General features: G+C 57.5%; 3 protein-coding genes. All 3 read right to left on the reverse strand.

Annotated features, from left to right (window positions below; translation table 11 throughout):
* Positions 1-11 precede the first annotated feature (11 nt).
* Genes V5J77_RS15755 through V5J77_RS15765 form a run of 3 tightly spaced genes read right to left on the reverse strand, consistent with a single transcriptional unit; the run spans position 12 to position 17,558 of the window.
* Complete coding sequence (locus V5J77_RS15755) at positions 12-1,238, reverse strand: beta-ketoacyl synthase N-terminal-like domain-containing protein (RefSeq protein ID WP_338551790.1); 1,227 nt, start codon at positions 1,236-1,238, stop codon at positions 12-14.
* On the reverse strand, positions 1,216-1,464 hold the full coding sequence (locus tag V5J77_RS15760) for an acyl carrier protein (protein ID WP_338551791.1): 249 nt from the start codon (positions 1,462-1,464) through the stop codon (positions 1,216-1,218). Before V5J77_RS15760 ends, V5J77_RS15755 begins: the two co-directional genes overlap by 23 nt.
* Positions 1,461-17,558, reverse strand: coding sequence for an SDR family NAD(P)-dependent oxidoreductase (locus V5J77_RS15765; protein ID WP_338551792.1), 16,098 nt, complete (start codon positions 17,556-17,558; stop codon positions 1,461-1,463). The genes V5J77_RS15760 and V5J77_RS15765 overlap by 4 nt, the downstream gene beginning before the upstream one ends.
* Positions 17,559-17,789: the final 231 nt, after the last annotated feature.

Genomic DNA, 17,789 nt, shown 5'->3' on the forward strand with positions numbered 1-17,789 from the left:
AGTTGTCCTCCTCATACTCGTTGTAAACAGATGGCGGTGTTAACCCCGCCAAATCCCATGCTCAGACTTAAGGCTCTGTGCATGTCATGCGGCTCCGCTTTTCCACGAACCCAGTTGAACTCGTCGTCCATCGGGCTATCCAGGTTGCGGGTCGGATGCAGCTGAGATGCTCTCATCTGCATAAGCGTGGCGACGATCTCCACAGCGCCTGCCGCCGACAATCCATGACCCGTGATCGACTTGGTCGCGTTGATGCGCGCTGCGAGCAGCCCGCATTCGCGAAAAGCCTGCAATTCAGTCTCATCCCCGATCCCCGATCCCGTTCCATGCGGATTGATGTAGTCGACCTCCTCGGGTGACAGGCCCGCTCGTTCCAGCGCTAGTCGAATCACTCGAGCCTCCCCCTCGCAAGAGGGGTTCGGATTGCGGTTGGCATCCATCGCCAAACCCCATCCAACCACGCTCGCGTAGGGTCGGACCTGCCGCTGGATCGCATGTTCGGCTCGTTCGATCACGATAACGCCGCATCCTTCCCCGTAAATGAACCCGTCGCGCTCCTTGTCAAACGGACGGCATGCCCGTGCTGGGTCATCCGCATAGCGGTCACTTCCCATCGCGCCGAGTGCTCGTAATCCCTGAAGCTCCATGTAGGACAGATCCATCAAGCCTCCCATCGCGAGGCAGACATCAACTTGTCCCGAAAGAACCGCTTCGGCGGCCTGCAAGACCGCCAATTGTCCGCTGGCCGAAGCCCCGCCGAGCGTGTAACCGAACCCGCGTATGCCGAACTGTTCGGTACACAAGCCGCTCAGGTCGCTGTCCAAAAAAGAGAGGCCGTAGGTCGGACGCAAAAAGTCGAGCTGGTCCCGGTAGGATTCATATGTTTGCAGCAATTCACGCTGCTGCAGGTTGGAGCCGCCTACGACAAGACCGATGCGGGATGGGTCGACCGTGCTTAGCAGCGCTTCGTCCCACGCCTCTTGCAAGGTGGCCAGCGCCACTTGCCCGGAAAAAGAAAGTGTGCGCAACAGCCGTTTGGTAAAACGCTCCGGAAGAGACAAGAAAGGAACCTCCGCTCCGAGGAAGGAGGTTCCTTTTTGTCTGCCCGGGCGTTGCATCACGCTGAACGCATGACGACCTGCCAGCAGAGCGGAAGTAAAATCCGACTTGCCCTGCCCGATGGCCGAGGTGACGCCAAGGCCCGTGATGAGCAACTCAGGCGGTCTGGAGCTTACCATAGAGGACCTCGACCAGTTCACCGATGTTTTTCGCCGTGGACAACTCAACGAGCGGGACCCTCAGGTTCAGCTCCTCGATGATCATCATGACGATCTCTGCGCGATCCACTGAATTCGCCCCAAGATTGACCAATTGGTCCGTCGGCTGGAAGGAATGATCCTCCAGTTCCGGGAGCACTTCACGGACATTGCTAACGACGACTTCAAAAATCTCTTGTTTGGTCATTTTACTTCCTCCTTGATTTTGAACTGCTGAAGCAATTGATCAGCTTGCTCGCTGCCGAGATTTCCTTCATACACCTGCAAGAGCAGATCGTCGACGGAGAGCTCCGTTGCCGGTTGTTCCGCGATCGGATGCTCTTGCAGTTGCTTGCTCAAGTAAGCGGCAAACTCGCGAAGGGTTGGGTAGTCGTAGACTTTGGTCGCCGGGATGTCGGTGCCATGTTGCTGGTTGATTACGCGAATCCATTCCACCCCAACGATGGAATCCAGCCCCATGTCGACGAACTTTTTGTCGAGATCGATGTCGGCCGCTTGCAGGAACAACGCGTCTGCGAGACTTTCGCGCAATTGTTCGTGCGGCGCGGCCGCCGTGACGGAAGGAGCTATCTTGGAAGCTTTGATTTGCGATGCAGGCTCCGTCCCTGATGTCGATGCTGCTTTTGGTGCGTTTTTGCTCAACACGTTTGCGATATAGCTGGCAAACTCGCGGATGGTCGGGTAGTCATACACTTTGGTTGCCGAAATATCCGTTCCGTACTGTTGATTGATCACGCGAACCCATTCCACACTGACGATGGAGTCCAGCCCCATGTCCACGAATGCCTTGTTCACGTCGACGTCACTTGGCTGCAAGAACAGCGCTTCAGCCAGGGTCGCTTGCAGCTCTTTTTGTAAAGATTCTGCCGGGATAGAAGCCGGAACAGACGATGCTGGCACCGTCACTTTGATCTGCGCAGGAGCAGCAGCCGGAGCCGTCGTCGCTTGACCTACAGGTGACAGTTGGATCGGTTGACGAGTTGCTGATCGTTCCGAGAACGGCTCACGGACCGCCGACAGCGGCTGCAGCGCGATTCCGTTCGTTCGGGCGGAAAGGTTCGACGACATTTTGGCCGAGCCGATTGACTTGATTTCGCCCTCCGATGCGACTGCCGATGCAGGTGCTACTGGTGCTACCAGTGTTACCGGTTCTGCTGGTGCTACTGGTGCCACTGGTGCCACTGGTACTACTGGTGCTACTGGTTCTACTGGTTCTGCCTGCGCCGCTGCCGATGCTACACGGATCGACGGGAGCCAGATGCGTTGTTTGGCAAATGGGTACGACGGCAGACTGATCAGGCGCGGCTGGTGTGCACCGTGCAGCTTTTTCCAATCTAAGGTCAATCCCTTGACCCACAAGGATAGGAGTTTGCTGAACTTGCGCTTTGAAATCCACGCTTCAATCGTCAGCGCCATGTCTTCATCGGCGGCAAACAGCATCAGATCCTCATTGTTGCGTCTGAATTGCCCGCGATACAGGTCTTCTACGTCCGTCTTGCCAGCCGCATAGCGCGTCAGCTTGTCAGTCATCTCTTGCACAGAGCCAACAATCAGCGCCAGCCGCTCTTCCATAGGCTCGCGTCCCACCTGTAGCGTATAGGCTGCATCGGACAGATTGGCCTCCGTGATTCGCCCGTCCTCGATGGCTTCCAGCAACTGCTGAGCCTGCTCGCGAAGCTGCTCTTCCTGCCGAGCCGACAACACGATCACAGCCGGGTTCTGTGGCGTGACCCGCGCCTGCGTCTCAGACACATGCTCAGGTCTGTACTCTTCGATGAGAATATGCGCATTGGCACCGCCTGCGCCAAACGAGGACAGACCTGCGATGCGCGGACCTTCCTGTTCTTTGCCGTCGATCTCTACCATTGGACGCTTCCAATCGGACAACTCCTGCTGCACCACAAACGGCGTTTTCCCAAACTGAATATTTGGATTCAACTGTTGCGTATGCAGGCTCGGCACGAGTTGGCCATGCTTCATCTGCATAACAATCTTTGCAAGTCCCGCAATGCCGGCTGCCGCTTCCAGATGTCCGATGTTCGACTTCACCGAGCCGATCGCGCAAAATCCGGTGTCCTTCGTATGGCGTCGGAAAGCTTGTGTTAACCCGGTTATCTCGATCGGATCGCCAAGCTCTGTGCCCGTGCCGTGCGCTTCGATGTAGCTGACTTGGCGCGCGTTGAGTCCGGCTCGTTCCAAGGTCTCAAAGATCAGGTCGCCTTGTGCAGTCGGGTTGGGCACCGTATACCCGTTGGTCTTGCCGCCGTGGTTCACTCGGGCGGCCCGGATCAGCGCATGAATCTGGTCGCCGTCCGCGAGCGCTTGAGACAACGGCTTGAGCAATACTGCTCCTACACCTTCGCCCGGCACGAATCCGTTGCCGTTCAGCCCGAAGCTCTTGCACTGCCCGTCCGTCGAGAGCATCCGCTGCGCACTGAGGAACACGTAGGTAGAAGGATGCAGGTACAGGTTCACGCCGCCTGCGATCGCCAACTCGCAGTCCCCGCGATACAAGTGCTCGCAGGCCTCATAAATCGCGCTCAGCGAAGAGGAGCACATCGTATCCACCGGCATGCTCGGCCCGTTAAGGTTGAGGAAATACGACACGCGGTTCGCAACGGAAGCAAAAGATGTGCGCGGGAAGATCTTCTCCCCTTGCTTCCACAGATCCGGCCCATACAGCTCAAAGCCGGTTTTGGTCACGCCGACAAACACCCCGACTCGGCCTTCGTGCTGGCTTGCGATGCGCTCCTTGGTATATCCGGCATCCTCCAGCGCCTTCCAGCTCTCTTCCAAGAAAAGGCGCTCCTGTGGGTCAATGTTGATCGTCTCCCGGGGCGACAGGTTGAAAAACTGCGGATCAAAGTCTGCGAATCCGTCTATAAAACCACCCCATTTGCTGTAGCTTTTGCCTTGTCTCATCGCCTCGTCTTGGTTCGGATGGTGAAAATCATCCAGCGACCAGCGTTCGCTCGGAACCTCAGAGACGCAGTCTCGGCCCGCTTTCAAATTCTCCCAATAGTGCTGTAGCGAAGGCGATTTAGGATATCGGCCGGAGAATCCGATGATCGCAATTGGTTCGCGCTCGTTCGGTTTAGTCGGCAATGGCGCATAATGGGCGATCCGTTCAACATGTCTTATCTGCGCCTGAACAACAGATGCATCCGCTACGACGGGAGCTTCATACCCTGTCCACCGCTGGCAGGCCGTCCGTTCCTCCTCGACAAAATAGTCGGTCATCGCGCCCAGCGTGCGGTATTCAAAGAAGAGCGTTTTCGACAGATTGCCAAAAATCACGTCGAGCTTCTGGTTGAGCTTGGAGATCATCAGAGAATCGATCCCGTATCTCTCCAGCAGCTCTTCTGCATCCAAATGGTTCATGCGGATGCCAGTGGTCTCGCTGAAGAGAGCTTTTAGCGCATGCAAGGTTTTTGCGCGCAGTGCTGCGTCTTGCTCCTTTACAGGCTTGACGACCACTGCCGCTTTGGTTTTGGCTGCATGTGCCTCGATGCGCTCAATTACTTGATATAGCGTGGTCTCATAGAGTGAAGCCGGAGTGAGCTCCAGCCCGTATTGACGGTTGATCTTCTGCGCCAGCTTGCTAATCAGGTACGGATCGAAGCCGTATTCCTTCATTTGGGCATTCGGATCGATCTCGCTTCCCTTCACGTTGAGCAGCTCGGAAACCATGTGCAGCAGAGCTGCTTCCAGCGACGGCAGGAGCACCGTAGAGGAAGCGGACGTTGCGTGAACCGGTTCTGAGTGCAAGGTCTGCTTAATTTGTGTACGTTTGCCTTCCAACACCATCACCTGATCTTTGCCGGTTGCAAGAGCGCGATAAAGGGCCTGCAACCCGGTTTGAGTTCGCAGAGGGATCATCCCTATACGTTGTAGCAGCAGCTTTTCCGTCTCTTCGTCAACGCGTATTCCGCCCTCTTGCCAGAGCGGCCAGTTGATGGACAAGATGCGTCCGCCGCGAGAGTTCGCAAAGGCATCCAGAAATGCGTTCGCAGCCGCGTAGTCGGCCTGTCCGAGGTTCCCGAGGACGGCTGCGACGGAGGAGAAGAGCACAAAGAAGTCGAGGCTGAGGCCTTTGCTAGCCGCATCCAGATGCACCACGCCTGCAACCTTGGGAGCCAGTACCTCTACCAGCTCCTCTTGCGTTTTCTTGAAAATGAACTGATCCCGATTGACGCCCGCGCCATGCAAGATCCCGTGCAAGGTACCGTATTTTTCACAGATGCCTTCGATCAGGCGTTTCACCTCAGGAGCAAAGCTTACGTCAACTTGCCGGTATTCCACACAGGCGCCCATGCCCCGCAGTTTCCGCAGACGGGCCTGACCAGCGCCCGACAGTTGGGATCGACCCACGAGAATCAAGGTCGGGTTAGCGGCCTGACGTGCGATCTCCTCGGCGACGATCATCCCGATCCCGCCGACGCCGCCCGTAAGCAGGTAGATGCCTTCTGAGCGCCACGGAACCGGGGCGCTCTCTTGATCCATCTCCACTTCGCGCCACCCGGCAACTAGACGCTTGCCGTTTTGATAGCGGACGTGGTCATCTTGCAGGGCATGCAAATTCTCTAGCAGTCTCGCTTCAAGCCCTGCGCCCGACTTCACTTCAATCACTTGCCCGATGAAGTTCGGGTTCTCCAACTGTGCCGTTCGCAACAGGCCGGAAAGCGCAGTGAACAACTGCGAATCTGCCTGCGACGACACCGCGATCTGCATCAGCACGTTGCCCTTCGGCTTGTTCTGCAGAAGGGTCTGAATCTCCGTGAACACCTGCGCCGCATACGCTTGGAAGCGTTCTACAAGCGCAGCGGAGCCAGCTTGCAGAATGCGATACTGCAACGAATCAAGCTTCACATCTACCTCGCAAAGCAGCACAAGATGCTGCGCGATAGATGGTGATAAAGTTTGCGAGACCACATCCTGCTCGGTCCAGATCGGTTCAAACAGCAGCGCTTCATAGCCATCCTGCGCTTGCGAAATCCAGTGGCGCTCCTTCGCGAACGGATAGGTCGGCAGGCTAAGACGGAGCGGGCGCTTCTCGCCGTAGAGTCGGTTCCAGTCAGAAAAGTAGCCCTTTACCCAGAGTTCGGCGATCTGCTCCGCCTCTCGCGCTTCCGGATGAGCGGCCGCTTCGGCTAAGCTGATCTTGCCGCGCTTGACCTGCCCTCTCCAGACTTCGCTCAGCCCGGTCTGCCCTTGCAAGATCACCTTCAATTTTCGCTCCAACTCTTCAACCGACGTAACGACCAGCGCCAGACGCTCTTCCATCGCATCGCGCCCAACTTGCAGCGTGTAGGCGATGGATGCAAGGTCTTCTTCGGCAAACTTCTGCGCGACGAGGGCGCTGCACAGTTGCCGCACCTGCTCCTTCAGCCGATGTTCATTTTTGGCTGACAGCGCGATGATGTACGGATTCTTGGTGGAATTATCCGTCTTCAAGCTCGGTCGCTCCTTCGGCACATACTCCTCGATTATGGCATGCGCGTTAACGCCGCCAAAGCCGAAGGAACTGACGCCCGCGCGGCGCGGCAGGTCTTGGCCGGCTGCATCATGCAGAGCCTCCCATCGCTTCACCTCCCGCACGAGATAGAACGGGCTGCCCTCCAGTTGGATGTAAGGGTTGACCTTTTCGCAATGCAGTGTAGGTGCCAGCGTCCGGTGCCGGAGCTGTAGCAGCACTTTAATCACACCTGCAATGCCCGCCGCAAGCTCAAGGTGGCCGATGTTCGTTTTCACCGAACCTAGCCCGCAATGAACGCTCTCAACCTCTTGCGTACCTGTTCTTCTATACAACTCATGGAACGCGCTCTTCAATCCATTGATCTCAATGGGGTCGCCCAATTCGGTACCCGTTCCGTGCGCCTCGATGTAGGTGATGGTACGCGGGTCAATGCCGGCTTTCACGTACGCGTTGATTAGCAGGTCCGCTTGAGCCTTCGGGTTGGGAGCCGTCAGCGAGTTCGCGCGTCCCCCATGGTTGACCGCAGTCGAGCGAATCAAGCCGTAAATATGATCTCCGTCACGCTCAGCAACCGATAGCTTTTTCAAAACGAGCATGCCGACCCCTTCGCCGCGCACATAACCATTAGCAGCGTCCGAGAACGTCTTGCAGCGTCCGTCTTCCGATAGCATGCCGGCCTTATTGAAGCTGATGTGCGCCTCTGGAGTTACAATCGTGTTCACACCGCCGACAACCGCCATATCGCAGTCGCCATTTTGCATGGCGCTGGCAGCGCGGTGAATGGCAACCAGCGAGCTTGAACAAGCGGTCTCCACCGGCTCGCTCGGGCCGTGAAGGTTCAGAGCATAGCTCATGCGGTTCGGGCCGACCGACGGCACGACGCCCGTGGACGAGTACCCTTCAATCGGGAAGTTCGCGTTCGTGATCAGTCCGCTGTACCCGCTGCTTCCCGTTCCGACGAAAATCCCCGTCTTGCTGCCCGACAGGCTCTGTGCCGAATAGCCCGCATCCTCGATCGCCTTCCACACATAGGTCATCAAAAGACGCTGTTGAGGGTCCATCAGCTTGGCTTCAAGCGGCGAGATGCCGAAGAATAGCGAATCGAACTTGTCAGTCTCGTCGAGGAAGCCGCCCCACTTGATGTTCGTTTTGTTTACTTCTGTATTCGGATCGCCAAAATACGCTCTCCAATCCCAGCGTTCTGGAGGAATCTCGGAAATGCAGTCGATGCCTTCCACGAGGTTATGCCAGAACTCCTGCATGTCGCGGGATTGCGGGAAGGCCCCGCTCATCCCCACGATGGCGATCGGCTCGGTCACCGCCGATTGTGCCTGCTGCACCCCAGCGGTACGCAGGCGGCGCTTTTGTCTCACCGCCCGGGTCGAAGGAGCTTCTTGCAGCAGGGACCCTGCGACTTCCGCCCGTGCCGTTTCCGCTTGCACGGCGGCAGCCGGGGTAGACGGGGCTGTCAAGCGCGAGGCGAACACATCTCGGCATTCATCGGTCAAATAACCGGCAAACTCATGCAGCGTCGGATGCTCGAAGAAGATCGTCGGCATCAGGTCAAGCTTGTACGCCTCGTTCAGATCGTTGGCAAACTCGGTCAGCGTAATCGAATCAAAGCCGTACTCGCTCAGCTCTGCATCCGCATCCAGTTCTTCTGCATCGACCTTGAGCAGACGGGAAACCGTCTGGGTCAGCAGACCCAGCACACGCTCTCGCAGGTTCATGCTGTCCGCCTTGACATCGACAGAGCCAGAGACAGAGGACGACGAGACGGAGGCAGCGGCTGGCAGCAGTTTCTTTTTGATGCGCTCCGCTTTTCCTTCGATCACCAGCACTTGGTTCTGAGCCGATGCCAAGCCTTCATAAAAGGCGCGAAGTCCGCTCTTGGTGCGCAGCGGGATCATGCCGAGGCTCTGCATCATCCACTTCTCGGTTTCTGGATCAACATGCATGCCGCCCTCTTTCCAGAGCGGCCAGTTGATCGACAGCGTCCGACCAAGGCGATCCCCGACGGCCACCCGTCTGTTGCGATGCGCCGCAAACTGATCCATGAACGCATTAGCCGCCGCATAATCGGCCTGCCCCGGATTGCCAAGGCCGCCGGACAGCGAAGAGAACAAAACAAAGAAGTCCAAGGCCATATCTCGGCTGGCAACATCAAGATTCACAAGCCCGCGCACCTTCGGTGCCAGCACTTGCGTCAGTTCCGCCGCTGTTTTCTTAATGATGAAGCTGTCTCGGATCACCCCGGCGCTGTGCAGGATGCCATTCAGGGTGCCATAATCCACCTGCAGCTCTGCAAACAGCTTCTCGACTGCCGCTCGATCGGTCACATCCACCTGCTTGTACACCACGCGCGCGCCGATAGACTCCAGTTCGGACAGCGCCTCAAGTTGCGACTCGCCCAGTACGGAGCGACCTGTGAGCACGAGCGTTGCACCCGGCGCCTGTGTGGCGATCTCCTTGGCAAATACCAGTCCAAGACCGCCTGCACCGCCTGTGAGGAGATAAATTCCACCCTCTTTCCACGGTTTCAAAAAGGCATCTGCATCTACTGATGCGGGAACCTCGAGCCAGCCTGCCACTTGTCGCGAGCCTCCCTGATAGCGAATGCGGGCTTCCTTTCCGCTGTCGCGTTCTGCCAGCAGTTTTTCCTCAACCTCTTCGAGCTTATCAACTTCGATCAGTTGCCCGATCAAGCTCGGATTTTCCAGCTGGGCGGTTTTCAGCAGGCCTGACAGCCCGGCAAGCAGAAGTTGCTCGGCATGGGCATGCACGACGATCTGCACCAGCACCTTGCCCTTGGGCTTGCCTCGCAAGATGCGCTGAGTCTCCTCCAGCGCCTGCATCGCATACGCTTCAAAACGCACCCCGATATCCTTCTCATCCTCTTGCAAGGTCAGGCAGCGCGCCCCTTTCACGTCAACCTCGAACTCGCAGGACAGCACGAGATGCTCCGCATAGGCCGTCGCCTCTTGCTGTTCGCACGCCTGTTCCATCCAATGCGGTGCCAGCATGAGCGTTTCACACGCCTCCGAGTCGGACTGATTTTCCAGCACGCGAGAGGAAAAGCCCTTCATGTACGCACATACGTTGCCTAGCTCGTCACAAAGGCGAATGTCGAGCTTCTGCACGCTATCCCCCGGCTTGCACCCCTCGCTGTAGCAAACGTGCGCCCACATCAAAGACGTGCAGGGAGCGTAGATGTCGAGCTCCTCCAGCGCAAACGGAAGCGCCGGCTTCAATGGCGCCTCGCCGAGCTGGAACCCAATCGCCGCCTGCAAGGCCGCGTCCATCAGGCTCGGGTGCAGGACATATTGCGAATCAGTTCCCATCACGCACGGCGGAAGGGTCAAACGAGCCAAAATCTGCCCGTCGCCGACCTGCAACAAATTGAGCGCACGCTGCGCCGGACCGTACTCCAAGCCCATCGCAGCAAAGCTCTCATAGCAATCCGACGCGCTGATCTCACGCTTGGTGCAAGCTGTCTTCAACTCCTCAACAGGCAACTGCTCCACCTGCTTCTTGCCTAGAATGACAGCACGCCCTTGGCTGTGTATGTTCGCGTCAACGCCGCTGAAGATCTCGTAGGCGATTATGCCATCATCCTCTTCGCTCAGTCCGATGTGTACCTCGACAGGCCGCTCGCTAACTGTGACAGGGTGTGTCCAAACCACATTTTGTAGACGAAGGAATTGCATATCCTCGTCGGGAGCTCCGCCCGCCTGTTCGACCGCGGCGCGCGCCATCTCCAAATAGGCGACGCCCGGCAGAACGCGCTGTCCCTTCACCAGATGATCCGAAAGGAAAAACTCCTGCCCCGTCAAGCTCGTGCTGTATCTCTGCTCGGAAAAATCGGACGTGTTCCGATGCAAAAGCGGATGAAGCGCATCCGTCGGCAAGCCTGCTCGAACGACGGACGGCCGCTCAAACTGCGGTGCCCAGAAACGCTGCTTGGCAAACGGATAGGTCGGCAGGCTGATGCGGCGCGGCAATTCCTCGCCCCACAGCTTGCTCCAATCAAGCGCTAGCCCCTTGACCCACAGGTCGGCCAGCTTGGACAGCTTGCGGCGCTGAATCCATTTTTCAATCGCTTCCTGTAGCTCTTCATCGGCGGCAAAGAGCGAGAAGGTGTCTCGGTTGCCCTTGACCTGCCCTCGGAACAGTTTACTGATCTCTTCCTGTCCGCTTATAAACGCCTCCAGCTTGCGAATCAGCTGCTCCACCGAACCTGCAACTACGGCAAGACGCTCTTCCATCGCTTCCCTTCCCACCTGCAAGGTATAGGCCATATCCGCGAAATTTCCGTTGGCGAATCGTCCCTCCTGCAGGACGGCGAGCAGGTTCTCCGCCTGTTGATGCAGGCGCTGTTCATTTTTGGCTGACAGCACGAACACGGCCGGATTCTGAGGCGTCACCTCGACAAACGTGCGCAGCGACTCTGCCGGCACGTACTCTTCGATGATCACATGCGCGTTGGAACCGCCCGCCCCGAACGACGAGATGCCCGCGATGCGCGGCACCTCGCGAACTTGACCGCCGATCTCCACCAGCGGACGCTTCCATTCCCCCAGCTCCTGCTGCACGACGAACGGAGTCGCCTCAAAGTCGATGTTCGGGTTGAGCACCTTGGCATGCAGCGAAGGCGCAAGCTGGCCATGCTTCATCTGCAGCAGTACCTTTGTTACCCCGGCGATGCCCGCTGCGCTCTCGCAGTGACCGATGTTCGATTTGGCCGAACCGATGGCACAGCTTGGCTGCTTGCCGTCTGCCTTGGCCTGGAAGGCCTTGCTCAAGCCAGCGATCTCGATTGGATCGCCAAGCGAGGTGCCGGTTCCGTGCGCTTCAATGTAGGAGACCATGCTCGGGTCAAGTCCTGCCTGCCGCAGCGCCTGCTCGATCACATTCGCCTGCGCATTCGGGTTCGGGACAGTGTACCCGTTGGTTTTGCCCCCGTGGTTGATCGCGCTGGCCTTAATCACGCCGTGGATCTGATCGCCATCTTCAATCGCTTTGGACAACGGCTTGAGCAGCACCGCTCCAACCCCTTCGCCCGGCACGTACCCGTCGCCCCCTTCGCCAAAGCTCTCGCATCTGCCCTTGCTCGATGCGAACTTGCCTTGGCCGAGCAAAATATACTTATTCGGGTGAATCGAAACGTTGACACCGCCGGCGATCGCCAGCTCACAGCCGCCTTGCTGCAAGCTCTGGCAAGCCAGATGAATCGACGTCAGCGAGGACGAGCACATCGTATCAACGGCTAGGCTCGGTCCATGCAGGTTGAAGAAATACGACACCCGGTTGGCGATCGAAGCCGGACTTCCCGCCAACGCGATCGGTCGGCCAAGCAACGTCTCCTGTGCGCCGTACAGCTGATACTCCTCGTACATCACGCCGACATAGACCCCAACGTTGCCGTCAAGCCCGAGCCCGCGATGCTTGGCGAGCGTCTCGCGCGTATAACCCGCATCTTCCAGCGCCTCGTAGACGGTCTGCATGAACAAGCGCTCCTGCGGGTCCATAATCTCCGCCTCGCGCGGAGAAATGTTGAAGAACAGCGGATCGAATTGATCCACGCCGTCGATAAATCCGCCCCATTTGCTGTTCGTCTTCCCCGGCTTGCTTTTGTCCGGGTCAAAATAGAGGCTATGATCCCAGCGTTCTGAAGGAATCTCCGTAATCGAATCCTTGCCTTCCCGAAGATTGTCCCAATATTCCTGAAGGTTGCGCGCCCCCGGATAGCGGCCGGAGACGCCAATGATTGCGACGTCCTGTCGGCTGTTCGCACCCCTTTCTTGTACATGCGTCATCGAAGCGAATCGCTGGCGTCGACGGCTGGTGAGCTCTTTCTGTCCCTGCGTCTCCTTGACCACAGGCTTGCGGACCGGCGCGGCGTCTTGCGCCTGCTCCTCGTCCCCTGTCAACCGCACCAGTTGCGCTCGATGCGATTCGAGGAAGTAGCCAGCCAGGTCTCGAAGGTTCTGGTACTCAAAAAAGAGCGTCTTCGGCAGAGAGCCAAATGTTTTTTCCAACTCGTTGGTCAGCTTCATCACTAGCACGGAATCAATCCCGTACTGTTCGAGCGGCGCAACCGCATCAAGGCGGCTCACCGGCCACTTCAATACGGTGGACACCTGCTCCTTGAGATACGCGATCGCTCTCTCCTGCAAAGGGTTCGCGTTCGAGGCAGCTACCTCCATCTGGCTCGTTTCCACAAGCTTCTCCGACACAGCAGCCCGCTTGCCTTGCGCAACCTCTCCAGCCTCCAACACACGGGAGATACACCCTTTAAGACGGATGCGAACCCTTCCCTCCTTGTCGCAGAGGTCGACGTCAAGCTTTTGCACCCTGTCTTCCGGTCGGCTGCCCGCGCTGTATCGAACGAGCGCCCACATTTCGGCCTCACACGGCCCAAAGACATCCAGCTCTTGCAGTGCAAAAGGAAGTGCCGTTTTGAATATATTTTGCCCGATTAAAAACCCGACGGCCGATTGCAGCGATGCATCTGCAAGGCTCGGATGCAGAAGGTAGTCGGCTAGTGACTCGTTGACAACAGAGGGCAGCCTCAATTCGGCCAGCACGCCTCCTTCGCCCACCTGCACCTGCCGGATGCCTTGAAAGGCCAGCCCATACTCCATTCCCATCGCACGGAAAAATGCATAGCAGTCCGTTGCCCCGTACTGCTCCTGCATGAAGGATGCTTGCAATTCCTTCAAATCCCACTTCGGCGCATCTTCCGCCGACGCATTATGCACGGCGCGTCCCTGGCTGTGCACGATTTCCTCACCGTTTTGCACGGTGTACACCTCATATCCAACCTCTCCGCCCGTCTCCGGGAAAAGAGCGATGTGCACCTCAACGGGTTGTTCGCCGACGAGAATCGGCCGCGCCCAGACCACATTGCACAGGCGAATATTCTTTAGGTCAGCCGTCTGCTCGACCGCCTTGCGGGCCATCTCTAGATAGGCCACGCCGGGCAGCACCTTCTGCCCCTTAACCACATGATCGGCCAAAAAGAACTCCGCTCCCGTGAACGTCGAGGAAAAGCGCTGTTCCGCAAAATCAGATGTGTTCCGATGAAGAAGCGGATGCAACTGCGACGCTGTCAGATGAGCGCTGGCCTCCGCCTTGAGTGCAGCCCAGTATTCTTCCCGCGCGAACGGATAGGTCGGCAAATTCGTGCGCACAGGTCTTTCTGAGCCGAACAGCGCGTCTCCCGCGATCTCGCCGCCCTGGCAGTACAGACCGGCAAGTTTCCGCAGATGCTCCTGATAGACCGCAGGATTCGTCGCCAATTTGCCGTTCTTTCCTGCCAGCTCTAGCACCTGCTCCTGTAGGGCTGACTCTCCGGCCCTCTCGCTCGCCACCTTGCCGCGGAACACATTAGTATTTTGCACACCTTCCCGTGCCTGCTTCAGAATGCGCAGCAGTTCCTGCACATCCTGCACCACGACCGCCAAACGATGGGCAAAATGCTGACGCCCCTCCAGCAACGTGTAGCTAATTTGCGCGAGACTGCCTGCAACGCCCGAATCACTCTCCAGCATCGCGATCATGTCGTGTAGTTTCTCTTGCAGCACCTCGTCCGTTTTCGCCGAAAATGCGAGCAAGTAATGCGAATGCCGGAGACCGGTATTTCCTCTCTTTTCAAAACTGCGGACGACCATGTGCGCGTTGGTGCCGCTCATCCCAAACGAGCTCAACGCTCCCACACGGCTAGCGCCCGCCCGCTTCGTCCACGGCTTGCTCGTCTTATTCACATAAAAAGCACTGTTTTCCCAATGGATGTACTCGTTCTCCGTCTCACAATGCAGACTGGCCGGAATGGTCTCATGCCGCATCGCCTGAACCAAGCTGATCAGGTTGACCAAGCCTGACGCCGCAAACGTATGGCCCAGATTGGTCTTGGTCGAAGTCAGCGCACAATACCCGCGCTTTTGCGTGCGGCGCTTGAAGACGTCCTGTAGTGCATGAACCTCGACCGGGTCCCCGAGCTTCGTCCCGGTGCCATGCGTCACGATGTAGTCGATCTCTTCCGGGTCTATCTTGTGCTGCTCGTACACATCCTGTATGAGATTCGCCTGTGCGACGGTGCTTGGCGCCGTAATGCCGTTCGTCTTGCCGTCATAGTTCACGCCGCTTCCTTGGATGACCGCGTAGATCGGGTCACCGTCAGCCAGTGCTTGCGAGAGCCGCTTGAGCACAACGACCGCCACGGCTTCCCCCGGCACCAAACCATTCGCCCCGTTGTCAAACGCCTTGCATTTTCCATCCTCCGACAGCATGCCTGCCTCCGTCATGCCTATGTAAGCGGTCGGAGTCAGCAGCAAGCTCACACCGGCGACCACCGCTGCGTCACACTCCCCATTTCGCAGACTCAAGCACGCCTGATGGGCTACTACTAGCCCAGAGGAGCAGGCGGTATTGATCGCCATCACCGGGCCGCTAAAGTTCAAGAAATACGGCAGTCGCGCTGCAAGAATCGCGTTATGGTTCGACGTGATGCTGGTGTTCTCACCTTGAGACAGTATCTGATAGTCGCCTTCTTCCACGCCGACGAACATGCCGATCTTGTTTTCGTTCAGATGTCGCTTGCCCAATCCCGCATCTTCCAGCGCCCGCCACGCCTCTTGCAGGAGCAGGCGCTGTTTCGGGTCCATCGCTTCGGCTTCCAGCGGCGAGATTTCAAAGAACAGCGGGTCAAACTCACGAACGCCCGGCATTGCACCCAGCCATTTGCTACAGCTTCGTTCGCCATAATACTCCCGCCAGTCATAGCGGTCTTCTGGAATTTCGGTAACCGCATCCCGCCCTTCGGCTAGAATGTCCCACAGTTCATCGATGTTGCGTGCTTGCGGGAATCGACCACTCATCCCGATAATCGCAATTGGCTCCGGCCCCGCTCCCGAGGTCTCGGCCGCCGTTGCCGCAATAGTGTCCTCAAGAGACGCTTCCCGCTGCTTCTCTACACGCTCAGGCCGCGCTCTCTCCGTCGCGTAGAAAGCGCGCACGACTTCACCATGCTCGCTCTCCAGATGGGAGACCAGCGCCTGAATCGTCGAATGCCCGAAAAATACCGCCGGGGATATCCCCACGCCAAAATGCTTCGTCATTGCAGCGGCCAGCTCGGCCAAGCTGATCGACTCAAACCCAAAATCGGCCAGATTCGTCCCTACGTCCAGCTTGTCCCGCGAAACCTTGAGAATTCCGCCAATCAGTTCTTGCAAATCCCACTTCAAGCACTGTGCTATCGTGAATCCCTTCATCTCCGGAAGTCTTCCGGTTCCGAAAGGGGGGATCGCCTGCAAGGTAGGGGTCTTTGAAGGAGCTGACTGCGACTGAATCAGAAAGTGCTCGATCTGTCGTCGCTCTCCGGCCATGACCAGATGCTGCGTCCGCTCCTGCGAGAGAAGGAGGTCAAACAACGCCAGCCCTTCTTCCACTTCCAAAAAGCGCTGACCACTCGTTTTCAGGTAGATTTTTGCGCTCTCCTCATCTTTCAGCCCCATGCCTCCGTCTCTCCAGAGCGGCCAGTTGATCACCAGCGTCTTACCGGGACGTCCCTGTTCGTTTCGCATAGCTGCATAGGCCATCTGGAACCGATTCGCCAGCGCATAGTCACCCGAACCAAAGTCGCCGAGAATCGCCGAAGACGACGAGAAATAGCAGACGAACTCCAACGCCTCTTCATCTGCTAGCAGCTCGTCAAGCACCTCAGTGCCCCTGATTTTCGGGTCAAGGATGCGCCTGAAGGTCTCCTCATCCTTCTCAAGGATGCTTCGGTCGCTCGCGGCACCCGCCGCATGCACAACGCCATGAATCGCGCCAAACTGCTCACTCGCTTGAGCAAGCCCTTCCCGCATCGCATCCGCATCACATACATCCGCTTCCACATACAGCACTTGGCTGCCCCGCTGCTCCAGAGCACGGAGCTTGGCCAGCTTCTCATCGTCAAGCGCAGAGCGGCCAGTCAGGATCAGCTTGACCCGACCTTTTTTCGCAAAATGTTCCGAAAATATATACCCAAGCCCGCCGCATCCTCCGGTGATTAAATAAGTGCCTCCTGCTCTCACCTTCAAGTCTCCCTCCTGCAAGTCGGTCGGCTGCACGGAGCAGACATACCGCTTGCCGAATCGGTAGAGAACGCTGGAGAGAGACGGCGCTTGCAGCTCCGTCAAAATATTCGGCAGGCACGCAGCGAGCGAAACCTCCCCCTCTTGAATGTACATGGCTGCCTGCGTCTGTGGCAGCACGAGCCGAAGCGAGCGAGTCAGCCCGATCCACGACTCCAGATGACAGCGCTCCAATTCGTTGACATAAGAACCGAGGAGCAGCAGTCGCTTGGCTTGCACGTTCGACTTCGCCAGATTTTGGACAAGAGCAACGAGCGCAGCCGGGTTCTGACGGTAGCTCGCATCCTCCATCGGACAGAGGTACAATAAGGCGTCCACCTCCTGCCAGTCCTGACGTTCGTCGCCGAGCACATCCTGAAGGCTCTCCCCGCTGGTGACGAACGCAACCTGTGCGCGATCATCAACAGCCTGCACCGCTTCCACGACCGCTTGCTGATGCTCCGGCTCTGTCAGAAAGCAGATCAGCTTGCTCGCACGAAGCGGCGTACCCTCGACCACCGTCTCCTCCTTCCAAACTTCTTCATAGGTCAACAATTCAGAAGCCGGTTTAGTAACGGACTTGTTTCTGCTTGCCGCCTGTGCATTTCGAATCATATGTGTCGCTTCGGATTTGGACAAACGATTGTGTTTCACTTCAGACAATAATTGCTGCAGGAAATCTTTCATATGTACCTCCTCAAGCTTCGGCGTTTCTTTGTGAATATCTCTTATATAAATAGAAAAAAGGGAGGATTACTCCCCCCTTTTCTTGCGTTCGGCTATGAAAATATGTCATGCGGACATACTCTTCCCATGTCATCTGCCCACATGCACACGACACCATGCAATTGGATGTGCTTCTTACACCCGCCAACGCGCCGCAACATCGATTGGAGAGCGAACAAGAAGTTTGTTTCA

The organism is Paenibacillus sp. KS-LC4, from assembly GCF_036894955.1.
In the GTDB taxonomy this organism is placed as follows: Bacteria; Bacillota; Bacilli; order Paenibacillales; family Paenibacillaceae; genus Pristimantibacillus.